The sequence below is a fragment of the [Micrococcus luteus] ATCC 49442 genome, assembly GCF_010367585.1.
Classification (GTDB): domain Bacteria; phylum Actinomycetota; class Actinomycetes; order Actinomycetales; family Micrococcaceae; genus Arthrobacter; species Arthrobacter luteus_A.
This window is the reverse complement of record NZ_JAAAXP010000001.1, coordinates 3,290,298-3,313,503: the sequence shown is the minus strand read 5'-3', so window position 1 is coordinate 3,313,503 and position 23,206 is coordinate 3,290,298. Positions and strand designations below refer to the sequence as shown.

At 65.1% G+C, this 23,206-nt stretch carries 26 protein-coding genes; 10 read left to right on the top strand and 16 right to left on the bottom strand.

Features of this window, described 5'->3' with window-relative positions; all coding sequences use genetic code 11:
* Window positions 1-10: 10 nt before the first annotated feature.
* Complete coding sequence (locus tag GUV69_RS15085) at window positions 11-283, bottom strand: DUF2277 domain-containing protein (protein ID WP_164203876.1); 273 nt, start codon at window positions 281-283, stop codon at window positions 11-13.
* Between the two features lie 213 nt (window positions 284-496).
* On the opposite strand from GUV69_RS15085, the gene GUV69_RS15080 reads away from it, so the two are divergent.
* Window positions 497-760 (top strand): WXG100 family type VII secretion target, encoded by a 264-nt coding sequence (locus GUV69_RS15080; protein WP_164201313.1) that lies wholly within the window; start codon window positions 497-499, stop codon window positions 758-760.
* A gap of 71 nt (window positions 761-831) precedes the next feature.
* Here GUV69_RS15080 and GUV69_RS15075 read toward each other — a convergent pair whose 3' ends face one another.
* Window positions 832-1,845, bottom strand: coding sequence for an EamA family transporter (locus GUV69_RS15075; RefSeq protein ID WP_164203874.1), 1,014 nt, complete (start codon window positions 1,843-1,845; stop codon window positions 832-834).
* A gap of 71 nt (window positions 1,846-1,916) precedes the next feature.
* On the opposite strand from GUV69_RS15075, the gene GUV69_RS15070 reads away from it, so the two are divergent.
* Complete coding sequence (locus tag GUV69_RS15070; protein WP_164203872.1) at window positions 1,917-2,462, top strand: CGNR zinc finger domain-containing protein; 546 nt, start codon at window positions 1,917-1,919, stop codon at window positions 2,460-2,462.
* A 91-nt stretch (window positions 2,463-2,553) separates the two neighbouring features.
* Here GUV69_RS15070 and GUV69_RS15065 read toward each other — a convergent pair whose 3' ends face one another.
* From GUV69_RS15065 to GUV69_RS15055, 3 genes are all read right to left on the bottom strand, one after another.
* A complete protein-coding gene (locus GUV69_RS15065; RefSeq protein ID WP_164203869.1) occupies window positions 2,554-2,913 on the bottom strand; it encodes a hypothetical protein in 360 nt (119 codons plus the stop codon).
* A 104-nt stretch (window positions 2,914-3,017) separates the two neighbouring features.
* Window positions 3,018-3,608, bottom strand: a complete 591-nt coding sequence (locus GUV69_RS15060; RefSeq protein ID WP_208786655.1) for a hypothetical protein — start codon at window positions 3,606-3,608, stop codon at window positions 3,018-3,020.
* A 25-nt stretch (window positions 3,609-3,633) separates the two neighbouring features.
* A complete protein-coding gene (locus GUV69_RS15055) occupies window positions 3,634-4,983 on the bottom strand; it encodes an MATE family efflux transporter (protein ID WP_164203867.1) in 1,350 nt (449 codons plus the stop codon).
* A 138-nt stretch (window positions 4,984-5,121) separates the two neighbouring features.
* Here GUV69_RS15055 and GUV69_RS15050 point away from each other — a divergent pair, with 138 nt between their 5' ends.
* Window positions 5,122-5,556 carry a DoxX family protein gene (locus tag GUV69_RS15050; RefSeq protein ID WP_164203865.1) on the top strand — a complete coding sequence of 145 codons (435 nt, stop codon included), beginning with the start codon at window positions 5,122-5,124 and terminating at the stop codon, window positions 5,554-5,556.
* 135 nt (window positions 5,557-5,691) lie between these two features.
* On the opposite strand, the gene aztD is transcribed toward GUV69_RS15050, so the two are convergent.
* The gene (gene aztD / locus GUV69_RS15045; RefSeq protein ID WP_164203863.1) at window positions 5,692-7,002 is read right to left on the bottom strand and encodes a zinc metallochaperone AztD; all 1,311 of its coding nucleotides are present in this window, start codon (window positions 7,000-7,002) and stop codon (window positions 5,692-5,694) included.
* A gap of 81 nt (window positions 7,003-7,083) precedes the next feature.
* Between aztD and GUV69_RS15040 the strand changes: the two genes are divergently transcribed.
* On the top strand, window positions 7,084-8,052 hold the full coding sequence (locus tag GUV69_RS15040; RefSeq protein ID WP_164203861.1) for an acyl-CoA thioesterase: 969 nt from the start codon (window positions 7,084-7,086) through the stop codon (window positions 8,050-8,052).
* Between the two features lie 28 nt (window positions 8,053-8,080).
* On the opposite strand, the gene dnaB is transcribed toward GUV69_RS15040, so the two are convergent.
* Complete coding sequence (gene dnaB / locus GUV69_RS15035) at window positions 8,081-9,463, bottom strand: replicative DNA helicase (RefSeq protein WP_164203859.1); 1,383 nt, start codon at window positions 9,461-9,463, stop codon at window positions 8,081-8,083.
* 669 nt (window positions 9,464-10,132) lie between these two features.
* Here dnaB and GUV69_RS15030 point away from each other — a divergent pair.
* Together GUV69_RS15030 and GUV69_RS15025 are read left to right on the top strand one after the other, a co-directional pair.
* Window positions 10,133-10,588, top strand: a complete 456-nt coding sequence (locus GUV69_RS15030; RefSeq protein ID WP_164203857.1) for a hypothetical protein — start codon at window positions 10,133-10,135, stop codon at window positions 10,586-10,588.
* A 2-nt stretch (window positions 10,589-10,590) separates the two neighbouring features.
* Window positions 10,591-11,163, top strand: a complete 573-nt coding sequence (locus GUV69_RS15025) for a hypothetical protein (protein ID WP_164203855.1) — start codon at window positions 10,591-10,593, stop codon at window positions 11,161-11,163.
* 14 nt (window positions 11,164-11,177) lie between these two features.
* Here the strand turns inward: GUV69_RS15025 and GUV69_RS15020 are convergent, their stop codons facing one another.
* From GUV69_RS15020 to GUV69_RS15010, 3 genes are all read right to left on the bottom strand, one after another.
* Window positions 11,178-11,540, bottom strand: coding sequence for a TFIIB-type zinc ribbon-containing protein (locus GUV69_RS15020; RefSeq protein WP_244292739.1), 363 nt, complete (start codon window positions 11,538-11,540; stop codon window positions 11,178-11,180).
* Window positions 11,541-11,599: 59 nt separating this feature from the next.
* Window positions 11,600-12,229 carry a CE1759 family FMN reductase gene (locus GUV69_RS15015; protein WP_164206609.1) on the bottom strand — a complete coding sequence of 210 codons (630 nt, stop codon included), beginning with the start codon at window positions 12,227-12,229 and terminating at the stop codon, window positions 11,600-11,602.
* Window positions 12,230-12,329: 100 nt separating this feature from the next.
* Window positions 12,330-13,190 carry a PhzF family phenazine biosynthesis protein gene (locus tag GUV69_RS15010; protein ID WP_208786654.1) on the bottom strand — a complete coding sequence of 287 codons (861 nt, stop codon included), beginning with the start codon at window positions 13,188-13,190 and terminating at the stop codon, window positions 12,330-12,332.
* Window positions 13,191-13,272: 82 nt separating this feature from the next.
* Between GUV69_RS15010 and GUV69_RS15005 the strand changes: the two genes are divergently transcribed.
* Window positions 13,273-13,695, top strand: a complete 423-nt coding sequence (locus GUV69_RS15005) for a DUF1801 domain-containing protein (RefSeq protein ID WP_164203851.1) — start codon at window positions 13,273-13,275, stop codon at window positions 13,693-13,695.
* Between the two features lie 99 nt (window positions 13,696-13,794).
* Here GUV69_RS15005 and rplI read toward each other — a convergent pair whose 3' ends face one another.
* The 4 genes from rplI to rpsF all read right to left on the bottom strand — a co-directional run bounded on the left by rplI (window position 13,795) and on the right by rpsF (window position 15,589).
* The gene (rplI, locus tag GUV69_RS15000; RefSeq protein ID WP_056341694.1) at window positions 13,795-14,247 is read right to left on the bottom strand and encodes a 50S ribosomal protein L9; all 453 of its coding nucleotides are present in this window, start codon (window positions 14,245-14,247) and stop codon (window positions 13,795-13,797) included.
* Between the two features lie 17 nt (window positions 14,248-14,264).
* Window positions 14,265-14,504: a 30S ribosomal protein S18 gene (rpsR, locus tag GUV69_RS14995; RefSeq protein WP_003800144.1), complete on the bottom strand. Its 240-nt coding sequence runs from the start codon at window positions 14,502-14,504 to the stop codon at window positions 14,265-14,267.
* Between the two features lie 127 nt (window positions 14,505-14,631).
* A complete protein-coding gene (locus GUV69_RS14990) occupies window positions 14,632-15,210 on the bottom strand; it encodes a single-stranded DNA-binding protein (protein ID WP_131132000.1) in 579 nt (192 codons plus the stop codon).
* Between the two features lie 73 nt (window positions 15,211-15,283).
* Window positions 15,284-15,589, bottom strand: a complete 306-nt coding sequence (gene rpsF / locus GUV69_RS14985; RefSeq protein WP_013602900.1) for a 30S ribosomal protein S6 — start codon at window positions 15,587-15,589, stop codon at window positions 15,284-15,286.
* A 536-nt stretch (window positions 15,590-16,125) separates the two neighbouring features.
* Here rpsF and GUV69_RS14980 point away from each other — a divergent pair.
* From GUV69_RS14980 to GUV69_RS14970, 3 genes are all read left to right on the top strand, one after another.
* Window positions 16,126-18,816, top strand: a complete 2,691-nt coding sequence (locus GUV69_RS14980) for a helix-turn-helix transcriptional regulator (protein ID WP_164203849.1) — start codon at window positions 16,126-16,128, stop codon at window positions 18,814-18,816.
* Between the two features lie 122 nt (window positions 18,817-18,938).
* Window positions 18,939-20,105 (top strand): DegT/DnrJ/EryC1/StrS family aminotransferase, encoded by a 1,167-nt coding sequence (locus GUV69_RS14975; RefSeq protein ID WP_164203847.1) that lies wholly within the window; start codon window positions 18,939-18,941, stop codon window positions 20,103-20,105.
* Window positions 20,102-20,761, top strand: a complete 660-nt coding sequence (locus GUV69_RS14970; protein WP_164203844.1) for an acetyltransferase — start codon at window positions 20,102-20,104, stop codon at window positions 20,759-20,761. Before GUV69_RS14975 ends, GUV69_RS14970 begins: the two co-directional genes overlap by 4 nt.
* Before the next feature lie 41 nt (window positions 20,762-20,802).
* On the opposite strand, the gene GUV69_RS14965 is transcribed toward GUV69_RS14970, so the two are convergent.
* Window positions 20,803-22,140 carry a M18 family aminopeptidase gene (locus tag GUV69_RS14965; protein ID WP_164203842.1) on the bottom strand — a complete coding sequence of 446 codons (1,338 nt, stop codon included), beginning with the start codon at window positions 22,138-22,140 and terminating at the stop codon, window positions 20,803-20,805.
* Window positions 22,141-22,210: 70 nt separating this feature from the next.
* Complete coding sequence (locus tag GUV69_RS14960) at window positions 22,211-23,116, bottom strand: intradiol ring-cleavage dioxygenase (protein ID WP_164203840.1); 906 nt, start codon at window positions 23,114-23,116, stop codon at window positions 22,211-22,213.
* Between the last annotated feature and the right edge of the window lie 90 nt (window positions 23,117-23,206).

The window sequence follows — 23,206 nt, the reverse complement described above, 5'->3', positions numbered from 1 at the left end:
CAGGGATTGCTCAGGCGGTGCCGAAACGGACTGCGGCCCGGGCCTTCGCCTTGGCCGCCTCTTCGTCCCGGTCCTTGGCGGGCGCGTGAGCCACCAGGGCGTCCAGCAGGTGCTGGGTGATGTTGGCGATCTCGTGCACGGCCTCTTCGAAGGCGTCCTCGTTCGCCTTGGACGGCTTGGTGCTGCCACTGATCTTGCGGACGTACTGCAGGGCGGCGGCATGCACCTCCTCGGAGGTGGCGTGCGGTTCGTAGTTGTGGAGGGTTCGAATATTCCGGCACATACCGCCATGCTAGGCTCTGGAACGCCTGGAATCGACCCTTGCCTTACGCTTTTTGGGGGTGCCCGCTTATGGGGAGTGGTGCATGGGCAGCGGTGCCCATCGACAGTGTTTTGGGGCCGGGATAGGTTCTAGGTAATGGATCTTCCGGATGAGCCGGGGGCCGCTGGGGATGCCGATCTGGATCGGATCCAACGAACACATGAGGAGAAACTGATGGCTATTTGGGGCGCAGATGTAGAGCAGCTCAGGACTCTTGGCACGAAGCTGCAGGCCGGTGCTTCGGAGATCGAGCAGCAGCGGACCAACCTGTCCCGCCTGCTGGACAGCACCACCTGGGAAGGCCCGGACGCGAAGCACTTCCGCAGCGAATGGTCCGGCACGCACACCAGTGCACTGAACCAGGTCATCCAGGCGCTGAAGGATGCCGGCACCAAGGCAACCAAGAACGCCAACGAGCAGGACCAGGCTTCACGCTAACCACAGCATGAACCGAGGGCCCGGACACAGCAAAGTGTCCGGGCCCTCGGCCATTTAAGGCGCGTCGGCACTCAGGGGACGGGTTCGACGTCATTCGAGTGATCCAGTTGCTCCACCGTCCCGGCGGGTACGGCATCGGGGGCAGCGGCAGCGGTGCGCAGTTCGTCCAGGCGCACGAGGACCACGCCCCCAACGATCAGCAACCCGCCGATCAGCTGGATGGCGCCGGGCAGCTCACCCAGCAGCAGCCAGGCCCAAATGACGGCGAACAGCACCTCGGTCAGCGACACGAAGGACGCCACCTTGGAGCCGAGTGCGCGCGCAGCCATGACCCCGGAAACGTAGGCAAGGACTGTCGCCAGGATGACCAGTCCGGCCAGGGCAACCCACCATGGCGCGATCCAGGCACCGAGCCGGGTGTCCGTTGTAGTAAATGCCATGGGAAGCAGGCCTGTCGCTGCCGAGAGCCACATAACAGCGGCCCCCACCATGAGTCCGGCTGACGCAAGGACGATGGGCGGCAGGGAATCGTTCTTCTTTGCGGTGATGAAGAAATAGATGGCCAGGCAGACCGCGGCAGCCAATCCCCACAGGACCCCGACGACGTCGATTTTGACGGCCCCGGTGAGGTCCAGCACCAGGACCAGGCCGGCCAGGGACAGCAGGGTTCCCGCAATGGTCGGAACGCGGGGCCGTTTGCGGCTGGCAGCCCACAGCCACAGCACAATCAGTACGGGGGCCAGATACTCCAGCAACAGCGCCACGCCCACCGAGAGACGCTCCACAGCGTTGAAGTAGAAGAGCTGGCACGCGGCCACGCCGATCAGTCCGAAAAGGCCGATGGTGACCCAGTTGTCCCGCAGCTGATGCCACCGCCTCCGCAGTGCCAGGATGGCCGGGATGGCTAGGATCAGCGCAGCGCCGCTCAGCCGGGCCGTGACGGCCGCGCCCGGCGACCAGCCACTCTCCAGGAGTGCTTTGGCAAATGAGCCGGACAGGCCGAAAACGGCCGAAGAAAACAACGCGATGCCCAGGCCGGAACCAAGGATTCCCCGCGCTGTTGCGGGATTGAGGGCGGCTGACACCGTCGCCTCCTGTCAGGAGTAAAGTGGGGTATTGGTCCTGACACTACGCTTGGACTAAGTAAGGAGTCAAGATGGTCTTTGCCCCTGACACCGAGGTTGCCCTGCGCACGGTGGTCAATCTGATCAACACGGCCGCGAACGGGCGGGAAGCGCTGGCCACCGTGGCTGACCTGGACCATTTCACCGAAACGGAACGATTCAGCGGGTCCCGGACGCGCGACGCGGCGGAACTGGAGGGCGTCCGCGCGCTACGGAGCAGGTTGGCAGCGCTCTGGACCGCTGACGAGGACACCGCGGTGGCCACGGTCAACCAGTTGCTGCGGGACGCCAACGCCCTCCCCCAGCTTATAAAGCACGACGGTTGGGACTGGCATCTGCACGCCACCACGATGGAAGCGCCCCTGGCAGACCGGATGAGCACCGAAGCAGCCATGGCACTGGTGGATGTCATCCGTAGCAAGGAAATGGACCGGCTGCTGGTGTGCGAGGCGAGTGACTGCGACGCGGTGCTGCTGGACCTCAGCCGGAACCGGTCGAAACGGTACTGCGATACGGGGAACTGCGCCAACCGCGCACACGTGGCGGCCTATCGAGCGAGGCAGGCTGCAGTGCGATAGGGGTCTGCTGGCCAGGCGCTGGTTCGCTAAGGGCGGGACCCTAGGGGCGACGGGCGGCCCGGACCGTAATGGCTGCCCTGGCCGTCAGCGGCTACGGGTTGCCCGGGCCGTCAGCGTCGGAGGCACCCGAAGTGCTGCCCGGCTGGCGGTGGCCACCGACCCCGTGGGACGGCTTCTTGGCCGAGCTGAGGTTCACTCCGGAGCCCTTGCCCAGGTACTCGGCGTTTTCCTTGTGGCTCATCGAGAGCATGGCCGCGATCACCAGCGTGACGATAAACGCGATGCCGGCGCCGGTGAAGGCAAGATCGAACCGGGGGGCACGGGAACTGCCGCCGGAGGCGAAAATCAGCACTGAACCGAAGGTGAGGACGGCCCAGAACGCGGAGAACATCAGCGGCCCCTTCACCGAGGTCCGCAGCTTGCGCGGTTTGCCTGGTTTCTGGTCTGCCACGATAATTCCTCTCCTATCAGCCGGGCCGGATGGGCCTGCTGGCTTGAATGTGTGCGGTTGTCCGCCCGGGTTTTCTACGCAGGGTAGAAACGTTTGCTTCTAGTTTACGGCTTCGCGGAGGCAGTCCGGGCATCGTGCCGCAGCGTCAGCCCCGACAGGACCCACAGCACACCGGAGATGATGGCCCCGCCGCCGGCGACGCCGAGCAGCGCATGGGCTCCCAGGCTGATGAAAAAGGGGAGAATGGCCGCCGTGCCGAGGCCAATGATGCCCGATGCCAGCCAATCGCGGGCCAGCAGGTGCCGGCCCCGGTACCGGATACCGCAGTAAAGCTCCACCGCTCCCAGTAGCGCGAGGCCCACGGTCGCCACTGTTCCGAAGACCATGTCTCCATGCAGCAGGACCAGCGCAGCGCCCGCACCCGTCAGTCCGGCCCCGGCCGCGGAAAGGATCTTGCCCGGCATTCCGTCCCGCGGAAAGCCCGCCAAGGGGATACCCCACAGCAAAACAAGCCCGGTGGCCAGCAGGTACAGGCCGCCGGCCCAGCCCATGACCTGGATGGACGGCGCGGGCCAGAAAATCGTTACGGTTCCGAAGGCGAGTGCAGCCAGGGCACGGAGCAGTACCGGCTTCCACAGATCAGCCCGCTGGGCGGTGCCGGCGGCTGTGTTTGCGGGTGTCAGTGGTGGGTTCACCGGTCCAGTTTAGTGGCCGCGGATGCTATGGCGAACCCAGCACCATCCAGCGGTCCGTCCGGGCGCGGAGCCCAAGCGTCACGGCGCGGGCAGCCATGTAGGCCACGGCGAAGGCGGCCCACAGCCACCCAAGCCCTGCGGTTCCGGATACTCCCGAGGCTGCCACGGCCGCCAGCAGCGGGGCGTACACGGCAAGGTTGGCCACGCCGGCCAGCGCCAGGTACCTGGCGTCGCCGGCTCCGATCAGCACGCCGTCGAGGACAAAAACGTACCCGGCCAGCGGCTGGCCCGCCGCCAGGATCCACAGCGCATACATCAGGGCCGACCGGACACCGGCGTCGGACGTGAACAGCGCCCCCGCCCACGGCGCAGCAATGGCGAGCATTGCCCCGGTAACCACCCCGAATCCGAGGCCCCAGCGGATCATCGTCCGGGTCAGGAGCCGCGCCTTGGCGGGGTGGGATGCGCCCAGTTCCTTGCCGATCAAGGCCTGCGCGGCGATTGCCAGGGCATCGAGGGCAAAGGCGAGAAAGGAGAAAATGGTCATGGCCAGCTGGTGCGCGGCCAGGTTCACGGCCCCCTGGCCGGTGACAACAAGAACCGTGGCCAGGATCGCGATGCGCAGGCTCAGCGTGCGGAGCATCAGCCATGACCCGACGCGCGTCATGGTCCGGATTCCCCTCCAGCTTGGCAGCAGGCTCACTCCGTGCCGGACGGCATTCCGCTGAACCATGACCAGATAGACAGCAGCCATGGCCCATTGCGCCACGCTGGTGCCGATCGCCGAGCCGGCCACCGACCAGCCCAGGCCGTAAACCAGCCACAGGTTGAGGAGAATATTCAGGGTGAAGCCGGCCGTGGCCACCACCAGCGGCGTCCTGGTGTCCTGCAGGCCGCGAAGGACACCCGTGCCGGCAAAAATCAGCAGCATGGCCACCATCCCGGGCATTGACCAGCGGAGATAGTCCACCGCGAAGGCACGCACGTCGCCCTCGGCACCCATCAGGGTCACCAGCGGTTCGGCGGCCCAGAATCCGCCCACCGCGAGAACAAGCCCCAGCAGCAGCGCCAGCCAGACGCCGTCGCGCCCGGCAGCGAGGGCCTTGCCCAACTGGCCGTGGCCCATGGCGCGGGCCACTGCGGGAGTTGTGGAGTAAGCCAGGAAAACCATCAGGCCGACGGCGGTGTGCAGCACGGCGGAGGCGAGCCCCACTCCTGCCAGCTGGGCAACGCCCAGGTGGCCCACAATGGCAGAATCCGCCAGCAGGAAGAGCGGTTCGGCGATCAGCGCGCCGAAAGCCGGCACAGCCAGGCGCAGAATGTCGCGGGTATTGCTGGCGGGACGTTCTACGGCGGGGGCGGATTGGTGCGGCACAGGGCCAGCCTAACGGGGTCCACCGGCATCCGCGCCCGGCGTTACGCCACAGACTTCATGACTCCCCTCGTCATGACAAAGGACACAAAACATCATAATTAGTTGACACTTCAACCAATTGCAGGGGACACTTGAAGCATGAACCAGTCACGCCTCACCACCGCCGCCCTGACCATCCTCCGCGTTGCCCTTGGCTTCCTCTTCGCCGCCCACGGCTTCCAGAAGTTCAACGAATGGACCATCGCCGGCACCCAGGCCGCCTTCACCCAGATGGGCGTGCCCGCTGCCAACCTGACCGCACCGCTGGTGGCAGGCCTCGAACTCGTCGGCGGCATCGCCCTCATCCTGGGCGTGCTCACCCGCGTTGTCGCCGCCCTGCTGGCCGTCAACATGATCGGCGCGCTCTTCCTGGTGCACGCCGCAGCCGGCGTCTTTGCCGACAAGGGCGGATACGAGCTTGTCCTGCTCCTCGGCGCAGCCGCCCTGGCCCTCGCCCTGACCGGCGCCGGACGCGTTTCCGTGGACCGCGCCCTCTTCGGCCGCATGAACAACAAGCTGGCAGTACTCGCCTGACCCAATCCCCCTCAGACGCTCTCTCACTTAATGCAGGTAAACCGGCAACGCTCTCTCACTTTCTTGACGAAAGTGAGAGAGCGTTGCGCGTTTAAGCGCATTAAGTGAGAGAGCGTCGATGGGGAGAGGGAACGGTCAGCCCGTGACTCCGGTCATTTCGTTCGGCGCGTGCGCCAGCTCAGCGCTTTTGACCACCTTGCCCGCCTTCAGGTCCACGGCGTGGATGCTGGAGGTAGCCGGTTCGGTGACATAGGCCCGCGAACCCAGGACAAACAGCGTAGGCCGCGGGTCCTGCCAGACCTCAGGCTCCTCCCAGGCTCCCACTACGGGGATTTTGGCAGTGACTGCGCCCGTGAGCGGGTCAATCACATGCAGGGCGCCGTCCGTTCCCAGCACCAGCGCCTCCCCTGCCGGACCGCGGCCCAGTGAGCGGAAGGAGTAGCTGACGCCAAGATCCACCAGCTTGAGCTCGCCGGTGTCAGTGTTGACCAATGAAACCCGGGTGGGCCGCTCGAGCTCGGCATCCCGGTCCACCTTGTAGTCCCCCAGGATCACCGGGGAGGCAGCACTGCCGGCCTGGTTACCCATCCGGCCGTAAGCATCCGGACTTGCCACCTTGGTAAAGGCCCCGGCGCGGTAGACCAGCATGCCGTCCTCGCAGCCCACCACCACCGTGTCCGCGCCAGCCACCGCCTCGCCATGGACGCCGGGGCAGTCCTCGTTCCGCAGGAGCTCGGCGCGGTCCTGTCCGTCGCCAGCCGCCGGGGCGCCCAGCAGAGCCATGCCGGAGCGGCCCTCGGCATTGCCCAGCGTAACCAGCAACTGGTCGCCCTGGAGCCCGATGGCCACGCCATGGTGGGCTTCAGGTGTGATGTATGTGCTTGTGGCAGGCAGGCCGGCGGCCAGGCCGTCCGTCAGTGCGGCGGGGTCAAAGATATCGACCCTGCCCGAGCCGTCACTGAACAGGACTGTCTGATCAGCGTGGTTAACCACATGGCCCGCCTTGCTGGCATCGAAGGCCCGGTCCCTCATCCGCGGTTCACCGGCATAGGAATGTCCATGGTCTCCGTGGGCTTCCGTCCATACGCCCGCGTCGAGGATCCGGAAGGCATCCCCGGTGGCCACCAGGACATGGCGGCCGTCGCCGGCGGGGCTCACCCTGTTGAAGCCGGCCAGGGGCAGCTCCCCCACGGCTTCGAGCGTCTTGGCGTCCAGGACGGAGATGCCTTCGTCGTGGGTCAGGACAAGGCGCGGCGCGCGGCCGGGCGTCTCCTTGGCCTCGACGGCTTCTTCACTGCCGGCGGCAGAGGCGGACGCCTGGGCCGCCCCGGATCCGGGGGCACCCGTGCCGCAACCGGCCAGGGCCACAGCTGTCACGGCGAGCAAGGCCGGCAGGAGGAGTGCCGGGCGGTGGGCCCGGCTATGGGAAGGAGGAGTTATCAGCATGGCTTAATGATAGTGATTATCATTAGCGTAGCAAATCGGCGTTACCGCTAAGTAACCCTTTTCCCTCAGTAAGATCGCAGCATGAATGAGACCGCCGCCAACTCCGTGACCCTCCGATTCCTGGCAGCGCCCATGGATGTGGGCCACAGCGGCTCTGTTGATGCGGGCACTGTCCTCGAGTGGGTGGACAAGGCTGCGTACGCCGCCGCCGTGGGCTGGGCCAAGTCATATTGCGTGACGGCTTACGTGGGCAACATCCACTTCGCGGACCCGGTGAACATTGGCGACATGGTGGAGGTGGAAGCCACCATCGTCTACACGGGACGCTCCTCGATGCATATCCGCACCGTTGTGTCATCCGGTGATCCGAAAGGCGGCGGGGCCACGATGCGCAGCCAGTGCATGGTGATCTTTGTGGCGGTGGGCGACGACGGCAAACCCGTGCCGGTGAGGCAGTTCGAACCGGTGACTCCGGCCGAAATTGAAGAGCGCGACCATGCCTTGGCGCGGATCAGGATCCGCGAGCAGATCGTCGAAGCCATGAGCGCCCAGGAATATACCGACGCCGGGACGGCCGAACGCGTGACGCTGCGGTTTATGGCCGCCCCTACGGACGTGAACTGGGGCGGGAAAGTGCACGGCGGCATCGTGATGAAGTGGATCGACGAGGCGGCCTATGTGTGCGCGTCACGTTACTGCGGGAAGGACACCGTCGCGGTATTTTCCGGCGGCGTCCGCTTCTACCGGCCATTGCTGATCGGCCACGTGGTGGAAGTCGAAGCCAGGCTGGTCTACACCGGGACCAAAGGCATGCACATTGCCGTACACGTCCGCTCCGGGGACGCCAGGGGCAGGGAACTGAACCTCACCACGTATTGCCTCACCGTAATGGTGGCACGCGACGCCGACGGCAACTCAGTGCCCGTCCCAACCTGGGTGCCGGTGACGGACGAGGACAAACGCCTGCACGCCCATGCGCGCGAACTGCTGGAGATCCGCGGGACCGCGCCGGGGAACCGGCTGCCCAACCACCTGCTGCAGCAGGGCTGAGCCGGCCGGCTCAGCCCCCGAGGGCCGCTTAGAAACCTCCGCCGCCGGCGTCGGCCGCCATGTTGGCGAACCGCGAGTAGTGGCCCTGAAATGCGACCACGATGTCCTTCGTGGGGCCGTTACGGTGCTTGGCGATCAGGATGTCCGCCTCACCGGCACGCGGCGACTCCTTGTCGTACACATCCTCGCGGTGCAGCAGGATGACCATGTCCGCGTCCTGCTCGATGGAGCCGGACTCGCGAAGGTCGGAGACCATGGGCCGCTTGTCCTGGCGCTGCTCGGAGCCACGGTTCAGCTGCGACAGGGCAATGACCGGGACCTGGAGCTCCTTGGCCAGGAGCTTGAGCGCGCGGGAGAACTCGGAAACTTCCTGCTGGCGCGACTCCACCTTCTTGCCGGAGCTCATGAGCTGCAGGTAGTCCAGGATGACCAGCTTGAGGTCATGCTGCTGTTTGAGGCGCCGGCATTTGGCCCTGATCTCCATGAGCGACATGTTGGGGCTGTCATCGATGAACAGCGGGGCATCATTCATCCGGCCCATGGTGGTGGCGATCTTGGACCACTGCTCGTCCTTGATGGTGCCTTTGCGAAGGTCCTGGAGGCCGATGGTCGCCTCGGCGGACAGGAGGCGCATCGCAATTTCGTTCCGGCCCATTTCGAGCGAGAACATCACAGTGGCCAGGTTGTTCTTGATCGCCGCCGAGCGGGCGAAATCCAAGGCAAACGTGGACTTGCCAACGGCCGGGCGGGCTGCGATGACAATCATCTGACCCGGGTGGAGCCCGTGGGTGAGCTCATCCAGCTCATAGAATCCCGTGGGCACCCCGGTCATGCCTTCCTCCCGGTGTCCGGACGCTTCGATCTCGTCCACCGTGGATTCCATGACGTCCTTGAGGAGCACATAATCCTCGGCGGTGCGCCGCTCAGCCACGGCGTAGACCTCGGCCTGCGCCTGGTTGACCAGGTCCTCCACTTCGCCGTCGGAACCGTAGCCCAGCTGGACGATCTTGGTACCGGCGTTGACCAGGCGGCGCAGGACGGCACGCTCGGCCACAATCTCGGCGTAGTAGCCGGCGTTGGCGGCCGTCGGAACCGTCTGGATGAGCTCGTGAAGGTAGGCGGGGCCACCGATCCTGTTGATTTCCGCCCGCTTGGTCAGTTCATCTGAGACGGTCACGGCGTCGGCCGGCTCACCTCGGCCATAGAGATCGAGGATGGCTTCATAGATGGTCTCGTGTGCGGGACGGTAGAAATCCTGGCCGCGGAGGATTTCCACAACATCGGCGATGGCGTCCTTTGACAGCATCATGCCGCCGAGGACGGACTGTTCCGCCGGAATATCCTGCGGAGGTTTTCGGCTGCCTTCCGAACTGCGGGTGCCCTCGAGCGAGTCCAGGTGCGTTACTGACAAAGCTGCCGTCCTCCGTTGTGCCGCTGACGCGGCGGGTAAGCCATTTATCCTGCCGGGGACCGTCCTGTGGAGCTTCCACAGAGCGGCGTACATTCAGGTCTACCAGTGGCCACCGACAACCAGGACCGGCCGGCCTGAACGGGATCAGCGCGGCGCGCGCGGGAGTTATCCCCACTATCCACAAGTTATCCACAGAAGATGCCGTCAGTGCCAAGAACCAAGGCCTGCGCGGTGGTCCCACCCGTCGGCGGCGGCGTTCCCTCGCTCCCCAAAAACAGGTATTCCGCAACGGTAGCCGTCCCCGCCCCAGCCTCCAAGCCAGCAGTCACCGCAGCCTGTGGATAACCTGTGCACTACACGGCGTAGCTTGTGCACAGCCTGTGCATGACCCTGTGGATACAAAAAAACTTTGACGTGCATCAGGCGTCTGACCTGCGCAAACGTCCTTCTAGTATGTGGACGGGATTTTTTTATGTGAAACCTTCATCCACAGCTTGCAGCGGGACGCTGTTGATACCGGGGCGTATTGAGAGGCCTGGAGCGTGGTCCGTGCAGGCCTGATGATGAACCTCACACCAGCTGCTGAGGTTTTGACCGTGCGGCCAAAGCACTGTATGGAACGCGGGTAAATGTGCTGTGGATAACGCCCATCTGGCATAAGCTCTAAGCATGGGCGACATACTGATGGTGCTACTGCCGGCCGGAATCCTGGTGGCAGTTCTGTGGACGCTCGCAACAGCGCTAAGGCCACGCGATTCCGGGACCTCGGATGCTGAAAAGTACCAGCAGGACCTCGCCAGGCGCTCCGCTGAACACTACGCCGAGCAGGTGCGGGTGGCTACGGCAGTGCGCGCCCGCCTCGAAGCCAGTACGCGGCCAAGCCAGAACGAGCAACAGCAGTCCCAGCAGGAAGCCCACGCCCGCGCCGCACAACACGGACAGGCTGGGCCGCACAACGGCATGTACGGATTTTCCGCCCTCCCGGGCGGGCAGCTGAATCCGCAGCTTGCGATGCAGCTGCAGACGATGGCGCGGGACGGGCACAAAATCCAAGCCATAAAACTCCTGCGCCAAGCAACCCACACAGACCTGGCCACCGCCAAGAAGTACATAGATCGGCTTTAGAAATGGAATCGCTCGTGATCCCCGTCATCATCCTTGCGGTCGTGGCCGCCGGAGTAGCACTGGCAGCCCGTGCGTTCAGCAAACGTCAGGCCACGGCGCACCAGGCGGGAGCCGCCCCTGCTCCGGACGCGGCTGAGCTGGCCCGGGTGGCAGCCGGCAAGCTCAGTGAGGACCAGCACCGCAGGCTGTACGCCCTGATCGCGCAGGGGCAGGCCATGGCTGCCATCAAGTTCTACTACGAGTCCACCGGGGACGGACTTCGGGCCGCCAGGGACGCCGTGGGCGCCCTGGCCGCCCACCCGCAGCCTTACCGGAGCCCGGACGCCGCGCCCGCAGACGTGGAGCCGGACGACGACGACACGCCCCAGCGGTTCCCGTACCGCTACCGTGCCATCGCCAGCAAGGGCGATGTGACGCGTGAGGTCAGCAGCAACATGCTCAACGATGAGATCTACGGGCGGATCCGGACGCTGGCGCGCAGTGGCGACGTCGAGGGTGCGGCGACTGCCCTGACCAAGCACTCAGATATTTCGCTTAAGCAGGCCCGGGAGTTCATCGCCCTCCTGGACGATTAGCAGTCTCCGGGCGGTCAGAAGTCGAACAGGTCGCCCAGCCAGCCTTCCTTCTTCTTGGGACGCCGCCGGTCATAGTCGCGGTCATAGCCCTGTTTGCCGTATTTCCGGTCATCATATTTCCGGTCGTCATGGCGGGGCTGGTCGTACCGCGGCTGCTCGCGGCGCGGTTCAAAGTTCGGATACAAGGGCGGCGGAACAGGAGCCGGAGCCGCGGCCGCAGTGCGGGGTGGGGTTGAAGCGCTGCCGCCCATTGCCTCGTTGGCGCGGTCGATGATCTTGTCCAGCTCACCGCGGTCCAGCCAGACGCCGCGGCACTGCGGGCAATAATCGATCTCCACGCCGCTGCGTTCGCTCATGATCAGGTCAATTGAATCCACAGGACATTTCATGTCCCGGTCAACGACCGGGAGCCCCGATTAGTTCGGGAAGCGCTATTTCAGGACCGTGCGCCCGAGATGCCGGCGAGGAGCTGTTCAAACGGCAGGGACTCCGCCACGGCAGGCTTCCGGCCGGGCTGCGCACCCTCCAGGAGCGCGGCGAACTCTGCCGCTGCCCGCTGCACCCTTTCCGAAAGGGGCGAGCCGCCGTCGTCCGTGTTTCCCCAATCCTGGGGGCCGGCGAAAACGGCGGTCGCGGCGATCCGCGTTCGCAGGTATGTGAACAGCGGACGCATGGCGTAGTCCAGCACCATCTGGTGGCGGTCCGTGCCGCCGGTGGCGCCCAGCAGGACAGCCTTGCCTTCCAGGGACTTGGGGTCCAGGACGTCGATGAAGGATTTGAAGAGGCCGCTGTAGGACGCACTGAACACCGGGGTGACGGCGATGATGCCATCGGATGCCTCCACGCCGGATATGACGTCAGCCAGCCGCGGGGCGGCGTAGCCGGTCACGAAGTTGTTTGCGATGTCCACGGCGAGGTCCCGGAGTTCGACGACGTCCACGCGCACCTGATAGCCGGCGTCGGCAAGCTGGTGCTCTGCGGCAGCGGCGAGCTGGTCGGCGAGCAGCCTGCTCGAGGACGGGACGCCCAGGCCGGCGGACAATACGGTGATGCGGCGGGTTTCCACCATGGACTCCTAAGATCGGTACAGTTTCATATTACATGTGTTTGCATGTACTGAGGTAACAGGGCGGCTTCCGCATTTATTCCGGGATTCATCCACAGGGCTAGAGCAGCACATTTCCGCTGATGCAGGTGGTGGACCTGCCGCCTACCCAGATGTCGCCGTCCACGGCCTCTACCCGGACACGTCCCGCCCGGCCCAGCATGGTGCCCTGCGCTGCGGTGTACGACGACGGCGCACGGCGGCTGCCGATCAGCCACTGCGCTGCGCCGGCGTTGAAGCTGCCCGTGACGGGGTCCTCGGCCGCGGCGTCACCCGGGATGAAGGTCCGCACCTCGAAGTCAGCCTCAGCGTCAGCATCGTGGGGTCCGATCACACCCACCTTCAGGTCCCCCATGGCGGCAAGATCCGGTCTGATGGCTAGCACCTGCGCGGCGGACGACAGCAGTACGCCGATCCAGCCGGGCCCGTTGACCAGCCAGGAGGCGTCCAGCAGCGCCTGCCGGGGCACGCGCAGGCCCGCCGCGATGCGTGCCAGGTCCGCCTCGGCCACGGGCCCGGAGCGCGTCAGGGGCGGCGCGGCGAAAGCCAGCTGCCCGCCGTCGCGCTTCACCCGGACCAGGCCTGCCGCACATTCCTGGACCAGGACGCCCTCATGCTTCGGGACACCGCCCCCCTCCAGCCAGACATGCGCCGACCCCAGGGTGGGATGCCCAGCGAACGGGAACTCCTCGTGGGCGGTGAAGATGCGGACGCGGTAGTCGGCATCGGGGTGGGTGGGCGGCAGGAGGAAGGTGGTCTCCGACAGGTTGGTCCAGTTGGCAAACTGCTGCATCTGTTCCGTACTGAGGTCTTCGGCATCGGCAACCACCGCGAGGGGGTTGCCGCGGTACGGCTCGTCCGTGAACACGTCCACCTGGGTGAACGGACGACGGCGGCGGGCAGGGGCAAGGTTCCGGGTCACCGCCGCAGGCTATCACCTGGGTGGGACGAGCCACCGGGGCGGCGCGACTGACAAGCGGCGTTGGCTCTGCCAGACTTCCGTCATGGCTGAAAACAAGACCCAGGCAACCGGCGCGTCAGTGGAGGAATTCCTGGCCGCAGTGGAACACCCGGTCAGGCACCGTGACGGGCTGCGGCTGCTTAAGCTGATGCGGGACATCACCGGCGAAGAGCCCGAGATGTGGGGCCCTACCATCGTGGGCTTCGGGCAGTACCACTACAAGTACGGGAGCGGCAGGGAAGGGGACGCGGCCGCAGTGGGCTTTTCACCCCGGAAGGCTAGCCTCTCGCTCTACGGGCTGACCTACGGGCCCGAGGCTGCGGACCTGCTGCCCCGGCTCGGAAAGCATAAGACCGGCGCAGGATGCCTGTACGTGAACAAGCTGGACGACGTCGACGAAGCCGTACTGGCCGAGCTGATCAGGGCCGGCTACCGGCATGTGACCACGGTTCTTCACAGCCCCTGACATCCCGGGCCCAACAGCGAAGGAGACACAGAAAACCCCCGCCGCCGGAATCCGGCAACGGGGGTTTTCGTGCAGTTCAGGACTGCGTAGCCGTGAAGACTACTTACCTGCTACTACGTTGAGTTCGATCACAGCGGCAACGTCAGCGTGGAGGCGGACGTTGGCCTGGTAGGAACCAACCGACTTGATGTGTGCCGGCAGTTCAACCTTGCGCTTGTCGATCTTGCCAAGGCCAGCGGCCTCAACAGCGTCGGCTACGTCGGCCTGCTTGACGGTGCCGAACAGGCGTCCGGTCTCGCCAGCCTTGACAACGAGCTTGACCGGCTTGGCGGAGAGTGCAGCGGCCTGCTTCTGAGCATCTTCCAGGGAAGCGTGCTCGCGGGCGGCACGGGCAGTCTTGATGGACTCAACCTGCTTCTCGCCACCCTTCGACCAGGTCAGGGCGAAGTTGCGGGGCAGCAGGTAGTTACGTGCGTAACCGTCCTTGACCTCGACAACGTCGCCAGCAGCACCGAGACCGGTTACTTCGTGGGTCAGAATGAGCTTTGCCATGTTAGTTAATCCCTTCCTTAGCCGCGGCCAGCGCCGGAGTAAGGCAGCAGAGCAACTTCGCGGGCGTTCTTGATTGCCTGGGCGATCTTGCGCTGTTCCTGCACCGTGACGCCAGTGACGCGACGGGCGCGGATCTTTCCGCGGTCGGAGATGAACTTGCGCAGCAATGCTACGTCCTTGTAGTCGATGACAGTGATGTCAGCGGCCTTCAAGGGGTTGGACTTTGGTTTGGGCTTACGGAGTTCAGCCTTAGCCATCGTGGAGCTCCTATTCTATGGAGCCCGTGGATCGTGATCCACGGGATGGTGGTGGTCCGACGGCGGCAGTCACCTGGTGCCTTGCGGCATCTTCGGCGGTCCCGGCGTCGGGCCTTAATTTGGTGGTTTAGAAGGGAGGTTCGGAATCGGGGCCGTTGCCCCAGCCGCCTGCGTTGGAGACACCGGGCGTTGCCCAGGGATCCTCCTGTGCAGCCTGCTGGTTGCCGCCACCGAAGCCTCCGCCGGAGTTGCCGCCCTGGTTTCCACCAGAGTTGCCTCCTCCGAAGCCACCGCCGCTGTTGCCGCCGCCGAAGCCACCCTGACCACCCTGACCGCCGGAGCGCTGGGTGCGGTTGACCTTGGCATTGGCATAGCGCAGGCTCGGGCCGATTTCATCGACTTCGAGCTCGATAACGGTGCGCTTTTCGCCTTCTTTTGTTTCGTAGGAACGGCTCTTCAAGCGGCCGGAAACGATAACGCGCATGCCCTTGGTGAGGGATTCGGCGACGTTCTCGGCTGCTTCACGCCATACCGCTGCGCGGAGGAACAGGGTTTCCCCGTCCTTCCACTCGTTGGACTGGCGGTCAAAGGTGCGTGGGGTGGAAGCGATGGTGAAGTTCGCTACTGCCGAACCTGACGGTGTGAACCGCAATTCCGGGTCATTGGTGAGGTTACCGATGACCGTAATGGTGGTCTCGCCTGCCATCTACTGCCTCCTTGTTCGATCCTGGGTGAAGAATTCGATCCTGCGGGGTGAAGAATGAAAATCGGAGCTGAAATTACTCAGCAACAACCTTCTGCTCTTCGGGACGGGTGATCTTGGTGCGCATGATGGTCTCGTTAAGAGACAGCTGGCGGTCAAGTTCCTTGGCGGTTTCCGGCTTGGCGGTGAAGTTCACCACGGCGTAGATACCTTCGGACTTCTTCTTGATTTCGTAAGCCAGTCGACGACGGCCCCAGATGTCAACCTTTTCGATGGTTCCACCATCGTTGGTGATGACATTCAGGAACTTCTGAAGCGACGGCTCAACGGTACGCTCTTCGACCTCGGGGTCGATGATTACCATCAATTCGTAAGGACGCATATGTGAACCCACCTCCTTTGGGCTAAGCGGTTACGGCATTTCCGTAACAGGAGGTTCATTTGCGATGCCATGCATGCCCGGCCAACGGAACGAAGGCAGGGCGCAGCACAGACTTCAATATCTTAGTGCATTTGGACCGGATAGGCGATTCGCGCTTGACTCGAGGCTATGCCGCGCTCATCCGGCCCGGAAGCCGGGGAATCTCCTATGTGGATAACAATGAGTAGTCTCCAGGGACATCACTCAGGCGGTCCCCGGCCATAGTTCCGGGGACCGTGGGGGCCGGGAACCGCCTCCGTACACCGGCCGCAAGCAAGTGCTGCGGGGGCCGAAAAGTGAGTACCGGAAGGGCTCAATTTCGCTGGTGCAGGGCAGGCGTGGCGGCTATATTTGCACCCATCGGCTGGGTACCGTACTGAACGCGGTGACGCGTACAGCGTTGGCTCGAACGGTCATTTACGTGGCCGCAGGGGCACGGTTGTATGTGATCCGCCACGCTAGAAGAACAGGTCTCCTTCATCGATGAACGGGGACCCATGTACTTGACAGGTCGGACCAGCGAGTTGGACCGGATCCGGTCAGTGATCGGAGCTTCCAAGGAGTCCGCCCTGTCGATTGTGGCTCGGCGGGGGGCGGGCAAATCAGCGCTGCTGTCCCAGATCCCGCGCCTGTCCGACTATCGGACCGTCTTTCTGCAGGCAAACGCGGCTGAGGCCGACTGGCCATTTTCCGGTCTCACAGCGCTTCTCAACGGTATCGATGATCCAATCCTGAGCCGGTTTACAGACCAACTGTTGCGCACCTCGACGGCGGACATGAATGTTTCCACCGTTTCCACCATGCTGCTCGACGGACTCCACAAGCGCTCATCTGGACGGACCGTCATTGTGGTTGATGATGCCGACCAGCTGGATCCGAGCACTCAGGCCGTCCTCGGATTCCTCTCGCGCCGCTTGGCCGGAACGGACATTGCCCTGTTCACCAGTGTGCGAGAGCAAGGGCCGGGCAGCCCGTTCCACAGCATCCCCGCCCTGCACCTCTCTGCCCTGGACTACAAGGACACCGTCCGCATACTTGAGTCTTTTCCGGCCAGGCAGACCGCGACAGCGGCGATCCATGCGGTAGCAGCAGCCAGCCAGGGAAACCTGGCCGCCGCCGTCGAGCTCTACACCGGCCTGCTGGATCGGCAAGCGGAGGGAACGTGGGCCTTCCCTATTCCCCTGGCCTGCAGAAGCAGTTTTGACTCCGAATATGCCACTGCAGTGGGATCGCTTGGTGCGGCAGCGCGGCAGGTACTGAACCTCCTGTCTCTCTCCCGCCGGAGCGACATCGCCACTTTGGAAAAGGTCTGTGGCGAGCTTTGGCCAGGCCTGGATGAGCTGCTGAGAAACGGCCTGGCCAGCCAGTCCGGGCCCCACGTGAGGATTCCGGACCAGCTGCTGCGGGGCTACGTTTATTCCGCTATGCCGCCCGTCGCCCGGACCGCCGGGCACCGCACACTCGCAGAAGCGGCGGGGGCCGACGACCCTTATGCCCAGCGGTGGCACCAGAGCTTCAGCGCGCCGGAGCGCGAGACGCCTTTAGGACTCCTCCGGCTCGCGGTTGACCTGATCCGCACCGGAGAAGTCCCGTTTGCCTTGGAGTACATCGAGCGTGCGCTCACTGTCGGCCCCTGCGGGGCGGAGTCCGCGGTCCGGCTGGCCACTGCCGCCGAACTCCTGTTCAACAGGGGGGAATTCGTCTTCGCCAGGCGGTACCTGGAATGGGCACAACGGGTGACATGCAACCCGGCCCTGGTTCTGCGCCTGGCCGGACTCGGCTTTGAACTCCAGTTCATGCAGGGCACCTCCGTGAGACCCAGCATGGTCCTGCGCCTGGTGAAAGAGTTCGGGCAGCATGATCCCGCTTATTCGGCCAGACTACTGGCTGTCGGTTCCCTGTATTACGCCGAGCGTTGGGAGCTGGACGATGCCCTCACGCTGCTGCAGCACGTGCAGGAATTCCGGGACGCCGCGTCCAGCGACTGCCTTGCCATGGCAGACTGCGCAGCCCGGCTCGTTGACGCGATCCGGGGTAAATCCGTACTTCTCCCACGCACCAGGGAAGCCGCCGGCACCACGCTGGCCACCGTACTGGTGGAGGGCCGCGCTCTCACCTACGCCGAGCACCATGGCGCGGCCCATGAGGCGCACGCGATCGTGAGGAGCTCCGGTGAGGCCGTCGACCTCAATTGGCGACAAACCGCCGCGCACTTTGCCGTGGACAACGAAATCAGGGCAGGAAACGTCCGGCGGGCCATCCTGCTCATCGACCGCCTGGAGCATTCCGACCCCGAAACAAAGTACCACCGGGGGATGCGGCACATCTTCCGGGTGTGGCGCGCCCATTCACTGGGCGATGAGGCCCTTGCCCAGAGGTTTTTTGCCGAGGCCCAGCATTTCGTGAGCGAGGCCAGCCATCCTGCCGTCACGGCTCAGTTGGCCGCCTGCCAAGGACAGTTCGCATTGATGCGCGGCGACCTGGCCGAGGCTTTCGCCCAGTTGTCACGGGCGGCCGAGATCGGCACCGTCTTCGCCAACCCCACGCTTCTCCGCAGCGAAGCTGACCTGGTGGAAGTTCTCATCCGGCTCGGGCGGCACAGCGAAGCCATCCGGGTCTTTGGCCGGCTGGAGAGCCGTTCCATAGGGCGACGATCATCGTGGCTGATGACAGCTACGGCGCGCAGCCGCGCCATGCTGTCCGACGGGGAGGAGTCGCTGCGGCTGTTCAACGCGGCGCTGGAGAGCAGCGGCTCCCAGGAGTCGCTGCTTGAGCGCGCCAGGACCCTGCTCTGCTACGCGGAACGGCTCAGCGCCTTCGGACGGCTCGGTGAAGGCCGGGAGGGCCTGTTGCAGGCGAAGGTCCTGTTCGATGAATGCGGGGCTGATGCCTGGACACAGCGCGTCGATTCCCTCCTTCTCGACGAACGGATCAGGCCTGCCGGTGTGCCTGCGAATCCGGCCATGCTGATGCTCACCGACCACGAACGCTCTCTTGCCCAGATGGTTGCCCGTGGCATGCGAAACAAGGAAATTGCGGGCACTCTCTTCGTCTCCGTCCGGACCGTGGAAGTTCGCCTCACCAGCATCTACCGCAAGCTCGGCGTGGAGTCCCGCGCACAACTGTCCGCCTTGGCATCCGGGAAGATGGCCGCCACCCGGGAACCGTACGTCCTGCCTCTTCTGTGACCGCCAACGAAACTCCCACCATTTTTCCATCCACTCAGCCCAGGACTTTCCAGTAAGAAGGGCCAGTTGAGGACCACCTTTTCAGCACACGAGATGACCGCGACCAAGAAAGTTGGTGCCCCATGACGGCGGAGATTGTCCTTGCCCGGATCAGCCTCGTGAAGCCGTGGTTCGGGGATGAGGAAGCCACGGCCCTGGCCGAAGTGGTTGCCTCCGGCCACGTAGGGCAGGGGCCCAAGGTCAAGGAGTTCGAGGCCGGTTTCAGTGCCGCGCAGGACTTGCGCTATGCCATTGCAACATCCAGCTGCACGGCTGCGCTTCACCTTGCGCTCGTGGCTGCGGGCATAGGTCCGGGTGACGACGTGGTGGTTCCGTCGCTGTCCTTCATAGCCACCGCCAACGCAGTAACCTACGTAGGCGCGCGGCCGGTGTTCTGCGACGTTGATCCGGCCACGGGTAACGTCACGGCCGAGACCATTCATGCGGCGCTCACACTGGATACCCGTGCCGTCCTTGTTGTTGACCAGTGCGGCGTGCCGGTGGACCTTGATCCCATCCGGGAACTCTGTGACCGCCACGAGATCACCGTGATCGAGGATGCCGCGGCCGCTGTTGGTTCCCTTTACAAGGGCCGGCCTGTCGGCAGCGGCGCGGACCTGACCGTCTGGTCTTTCCATTCCGACAGCGTCATCACCACAGGTGAGGGGGGCATGCTCACCACACACCGGGCGGATTGGGCGGCTCGGGCCCGTATGCTCCGGGAGCATTCCAAAGGCCCCACCCCGACCGACGGGCACGAGTCGGTCAAGCCCCGCCCGGATGTCTATCTTGAGATCGGGTTCAACTATCTGATGACGGACCTGCAGGCCGCAGTGGGGGTCGTACAGCTGCGCCGGCTTGCGCAGGTGGTGTCCCGGCGACGCGAGATCGCCGCGATGTATGCTGCCGGACTGACCGGACTGAAGGGCCTGCGCCTGGTGGCAGACCCGCCCTACGGCACCACCAACTTCCAGTCCTTCTGGGTTGAGGTCCTGCCCGGTTTCGCCACCAGCCGCGAAGGGCTGCTCTCCCGTCTTTCCGACGCCGGCATCTCGGCCACCCGTGGCATCATGGCGGCCCACCGGCAACCGGCTTACCGTTGGCGTGACACCGGCGGCGCGCGGCTGCAGCACACAGAACGGCTGACTGAGAGCACAGTCATCCTTCCGATGTTTCACGAGCTGGATACGGTCAGCATCAAGCGCATTATCAACACTATCCAGACCGCCGGCGACTGGAGTGGCAGGTGAGTGAACTTATCCTGATTGCCGCCAGCGGGCTGGCCCGGGAAGTCTTGGCGATGGTGCGGAGCAGCGGTCAATACGACGTCGTAGGGCTGCTTGATGATGACAAGGAAATGGCAGGACTAACTGTGGACGGTGCGCCGGTCCTCGGAACCATCGACGACGCCCCCGCCTACTTGCACGCCTTCGTCCTGGTCTGTCTCAACTCCGGCAAATCACGTGAAAAAGTGGTGGAGCGGCTCACGGCCCTGGGACTCCACGAGGCGCGGTACGCGACTGCGATAGATCCGTCTGTGGAGTGCCCGGAGGGGTGCCGGATTGGCCGGGGCAGCATCCTCATGCGCAATGTGACGCTGACAGCCTCCGTCACGCTCGGCTCACATGTGGTGGCGATGCCGTCGGTAACGTTCACGCACGACGACGACGTGGCGGACTTCGCGACGTTCGACGCCGGGGTATCGCTGGGCGGCGGAGTCCGGATTGGCCGGTCAGCCTACCTGGGGATGAATTCCAGTGTCCGCGAAGGGACATCGGTGGGAGCCTACGCGACCGTGGGCATGGGTGCTGCGGTCCTCAGCAACGTGCCTGACGGCGAAACCTGGGTCGGCGTCCCGGCACGCGGAATTGACCACGAACCCTCCCGTTACGGGCAGGGTCGCTGAGGTTGCCCCGGTCGGGGGAAGGTAGCTGACCCGGCAGGAGCCTACGCCGCAGTCCGGAAAAACAGCTCAGTTACCGTGGCAAGCCGGTACGGGTCCTCCACACCGCAGAGTTCGCGCGCGGAGTGCATGGAGAGCAGCGGCACTCCGACGTCGACCGTGCGGATTCCCAGGCGCGTGGCGGTCAGCGGCCCGATGGTGGAGCCGCAGGGCATCACGTTGTTGGACACAAATTCCTGGTAAGGCACACCGGCCTCACCGCAGAGCCGTGCCCAGAAGGCAGCGCCGGTGGCATCGGTGGCATACCGCTGGTTGGCGTTGATCTTCAGCAGCGGGCCGCCGTTCAGGACGGGGTGGTTGGCCGGATCGTGCCGTTCGGGGTAGTTGGGGTGGACGGCGTGGCCGGCATCAGCCGAAACGCAGAACGACGCCGCCAGCGCCTGCCGCCGCTGGCTCACCGTGGCGCCGAGGCCGTCGGAGATCCGCACCAGCACGTCTTCGAGGATGGGCCCGCAGGCTCCCGATCGGGAGTTGGAGCCGATTTCCTCGTGGTCGAAGGCTGCCAGGACGGCGATCGGCGCACCCGCGCCCGTGACGCCGTCGGATCCCCCGCCGTCGGAAGAGGCAGCAGCAGCGTGCGCGATCAGCGCCGCCAGCCCGGCATGCGTCGCGGAAAGGTTATCCAGCCGCCCTGACGCGAAGAACTCACTGCCGGCCCCGAAAACCGCCGGCGGCTGCGTGTCCGCAATAACGACGTCGTACCCGCCGATCTCCGCAGCGTGCACCGCAGTTCCGCCCGGCACATGGGACGCCAGAACAGCCAGCAGATCGAAATCGGCCGGGTTGCCCAGGCCCCACACAGGGTTCATGTGCCGCTGCTTGTCCAGCGTGAGGCCGTCGTTCACGGCGCGGTCCAGGTGGATGGCCAGCTGCGGAAAGCGGAGCATGGGGCCGGTGGCCGTGAGGTGCTCGGTTCCGTCCAGCATGACAAGCCGGCCGGCCAGCTGCAGCTCGCGGTCCAGCCAGGAGTTCAGGAGCGGGCCGCCGTAGATTTCGACGCCGGCCTGCAGCCAGCCCAACGCACCCGTGGTGGGCTTGGGTTTGAGCTTGAAGGACGGCGAATCCGTGTGCGCCCCCAGGACGTTGAACCCGGTGGTGGGCCCCGCGTTCTCCGGTATCACCCAGGCGATCAGCGCACCGTCGCGGACCAGATAGAAGGCGCCGGACCCGCCGGTCCAGGGCTGCCTCTCATCCAGGCCGGTGAACCCTGCTTCGTCGAGCCGGCGTGCAGCTTCGTGGACGGCGTGGAAGCTCGACGGCGATGCGCTGACGTACGCGCCGAGGTCCTGGATGTGGTCTGCAGCGGCGGAAGGTGAAGGCATGGTTCCGAGTCTAACGCCGCGTCCGCCGGCGAACCCCGCAGCCTGCAACCTGCAACCACAGCGTGCCCGCCTACAGCGTGACGTTCAGTCCGGCCGTGTAGCCGGTGGCGGCGGAGCCGGTCATCGTGGCGAGCTGGTAGATCCCGCCGTCGTCCCGGAAGACGTTGTCATTCTGCAGCGTGGTCCGCTTCATGTTGGCGACGCTGTCCTCGTATCCCGGCGTGGCGTAGACGTCGTCGCAGGCGGCCTTGGTCAGTGCAATCTGTGACACCGCGAGCACCTGTCCGGCCGCGGTGGCGTTGCTCATGGACTCGAACACTTCGAAGTGGATGTGCGGCCAGCGTCCGGAATAGGCGCCCGGGAAGATGGAGGTGAAAGTGACCTGGCCGTTGGCGTCGGCTTCCTGCACTCCGCGGAGGTAGTTTTCGTTGGACAGTCCTGAATCGTAGAGCGAATACCGTCCCTCGCGGTCACAATGCCAGGCGTAGACGGCGGCCCCGGCCAGCGGAACACAGCCGTTGGCGTTGTCCAGCAGGGTCAGGGTGAAGGTCAGCGGCACGCCCTCGGCTTTGGCGCTGCCGGTGCCGAAACTTGCGGTGATGTCCTGCCGCACCACCCCGGAGGCGGCCAGGACGTTGGGCCCGTTCGATCCGTCGCCAGGGAACGGACCCGCCGTCTCCTCCGGAATCTCCACGCCGCACTCGGCGATCGCGCGGGTGAGCGTCGGGGACGCGGTGGGCGACGCCGTCGTGCTGGCTGCGGCGGATGCGGTAGCACTTCCGGTGACGGTCGACGTCGGTGTGCCAGCTGTGGTGCCCGACCCGCCGCTTCCCGACCCGCCGGGGGTGCACGCGGCCAGTGCTGCCGCCGCGCCGCCGGCGCCGAAGAACATGCCGAGCGAGCGCCGGCTTACGAGGGTGGAGAGGTCAAACTCGAGGCCGCGGTCATGGTTGGGGTGGGGAACGTGGTTGCTCATGGTTCTATCCAACCCGCCGCCCCTGTCGCTTGCATAGGGCGGGGCTGTGCGGACGCTGTGCCTCGGCCGGCCGCGCGCGAGTTAAACAGC

Excerpts from the sequence above, each read along its gene's own strand:
- GUV69_RS15085 (WP_164203876.1), bottom strand. The coding sequence starts at position 283 with ATGTGCCGGAATATTCGAACCCTCCACAACTACGAACCGCACGCCACC.
- GUV69_RS15080 (WP_164201313.1), top strand. The coding sequence starts at position 497 with ATGGCTATTTGGGGCGCAGATGTAGAGCAGCTCAGGACTCTTGGCACG.
- GUV69_RS15070 (WP_164203872.1), top strand. The coding sequence starts at position 1,917 with ATGGTCTTTGCCCCTGACACCGAGGTTGCCCTGCGCACGGTGGTCAAT.
- GUV69_RS15050 (WP_164203865.1), top strand. The coding sequence starts at position 5,122 with ATGAACCAGTCACGCCTCACCACCGCCGCCCTGACCATCCTCCGCGTT.
- aztD (WP_164203863.1), bottom strand. The coding sequence starts at position 7,002 with ATGCTGATAACTCCTCCTTCCCATAGCCGGGCCCACCGCCCGGCACTC.
- GUV69_RS15040 (WP_164203861.1), top strand. The coding sequence starts at position 7,084 with ATGAATGAGACCGCCGCCAACTCCGTGACCCTCCGATTCCTGGCAGCG.
- GUV69_RS15030 (WP_164203857.1), top strand. The coding sequence starts at position 10,133 with ATGGGCGACATACTGATGGTGCTACTGCCGGCCGGAATCCTGGTGGCA.
- GUV69_RS15025 (WP_164203855.1), top strand. The coding sequence starts at position 10,591 with ATGGAATCGCTCGTGATCCCCGTCATCATCCTTGCGGTCGTGGCCGCC.
- GUV69_RS15005 (WP_164203851.1), top strand. The coding sequence starts at position 13,273 with ATGGCTGAAAACAAGACCCAGGCAACCGGCGCGTCAGTGGAGGAATTC.
- rplI (WP_056341694.1), bottom strand. The coding sequence starts at position 14,247 with ATGGCAAAGCTCATTCTGACCCACGAAGTAACCGGTCTCGGTGCTGCT.
- rpsR (WP_003800144.1), bottom strand. The coding sequence starts at position 14,504 with ATGGCTAAGGCTGAACTCCGTAAGCCCAAACCAAAGTCCAACCCCTTG.
- GUV69_RS14990 (WP_131132000.1), bottom strand. The coding sequence starts at position 15,210 with ATGGCAGGCGAGACCACCATTACGGTCATCGGTAACCTCACCAATGAC.
- rpsF (WP_013602900.1), bottom strand. The coding sequence starts at position 15,589 with ATGCGTCCTTACGAATTGATGGTAATCATCGACCCCGAGGTCGAAGAG.
- GUV69_RS14980 (WP_164203849.1), top strand. The coding sequence starts at position 16,126 with ATGTACTTGACAGGTCGGACCAGCGAGTTGGACCGGATCCGGTCAGTG.
- GUV69_RS14975 (WP_164203847.1), top strand. The coding sequence starts at position 18,939 with ATGACGGCGGAGATTGTCCTTGCCCGGATCAGCCTCGTGAAGCCGTGG.
- GUV69_RS14965 (WP_164203842.1), bottom strand. The coding sequence starts at position 22,140 with ATGCCTTCACCTTCCGCCGCTGCAGACCACATCCAGGACCTCGGCGCG.
- GUV69_RS14960 (WP_164203840.1), bottom strand. The coding sequence starts at position 23,116 with ATGAGCAACCACGTTCCCCACCCCAACCATGACCGCGGCCTCGAGTTT.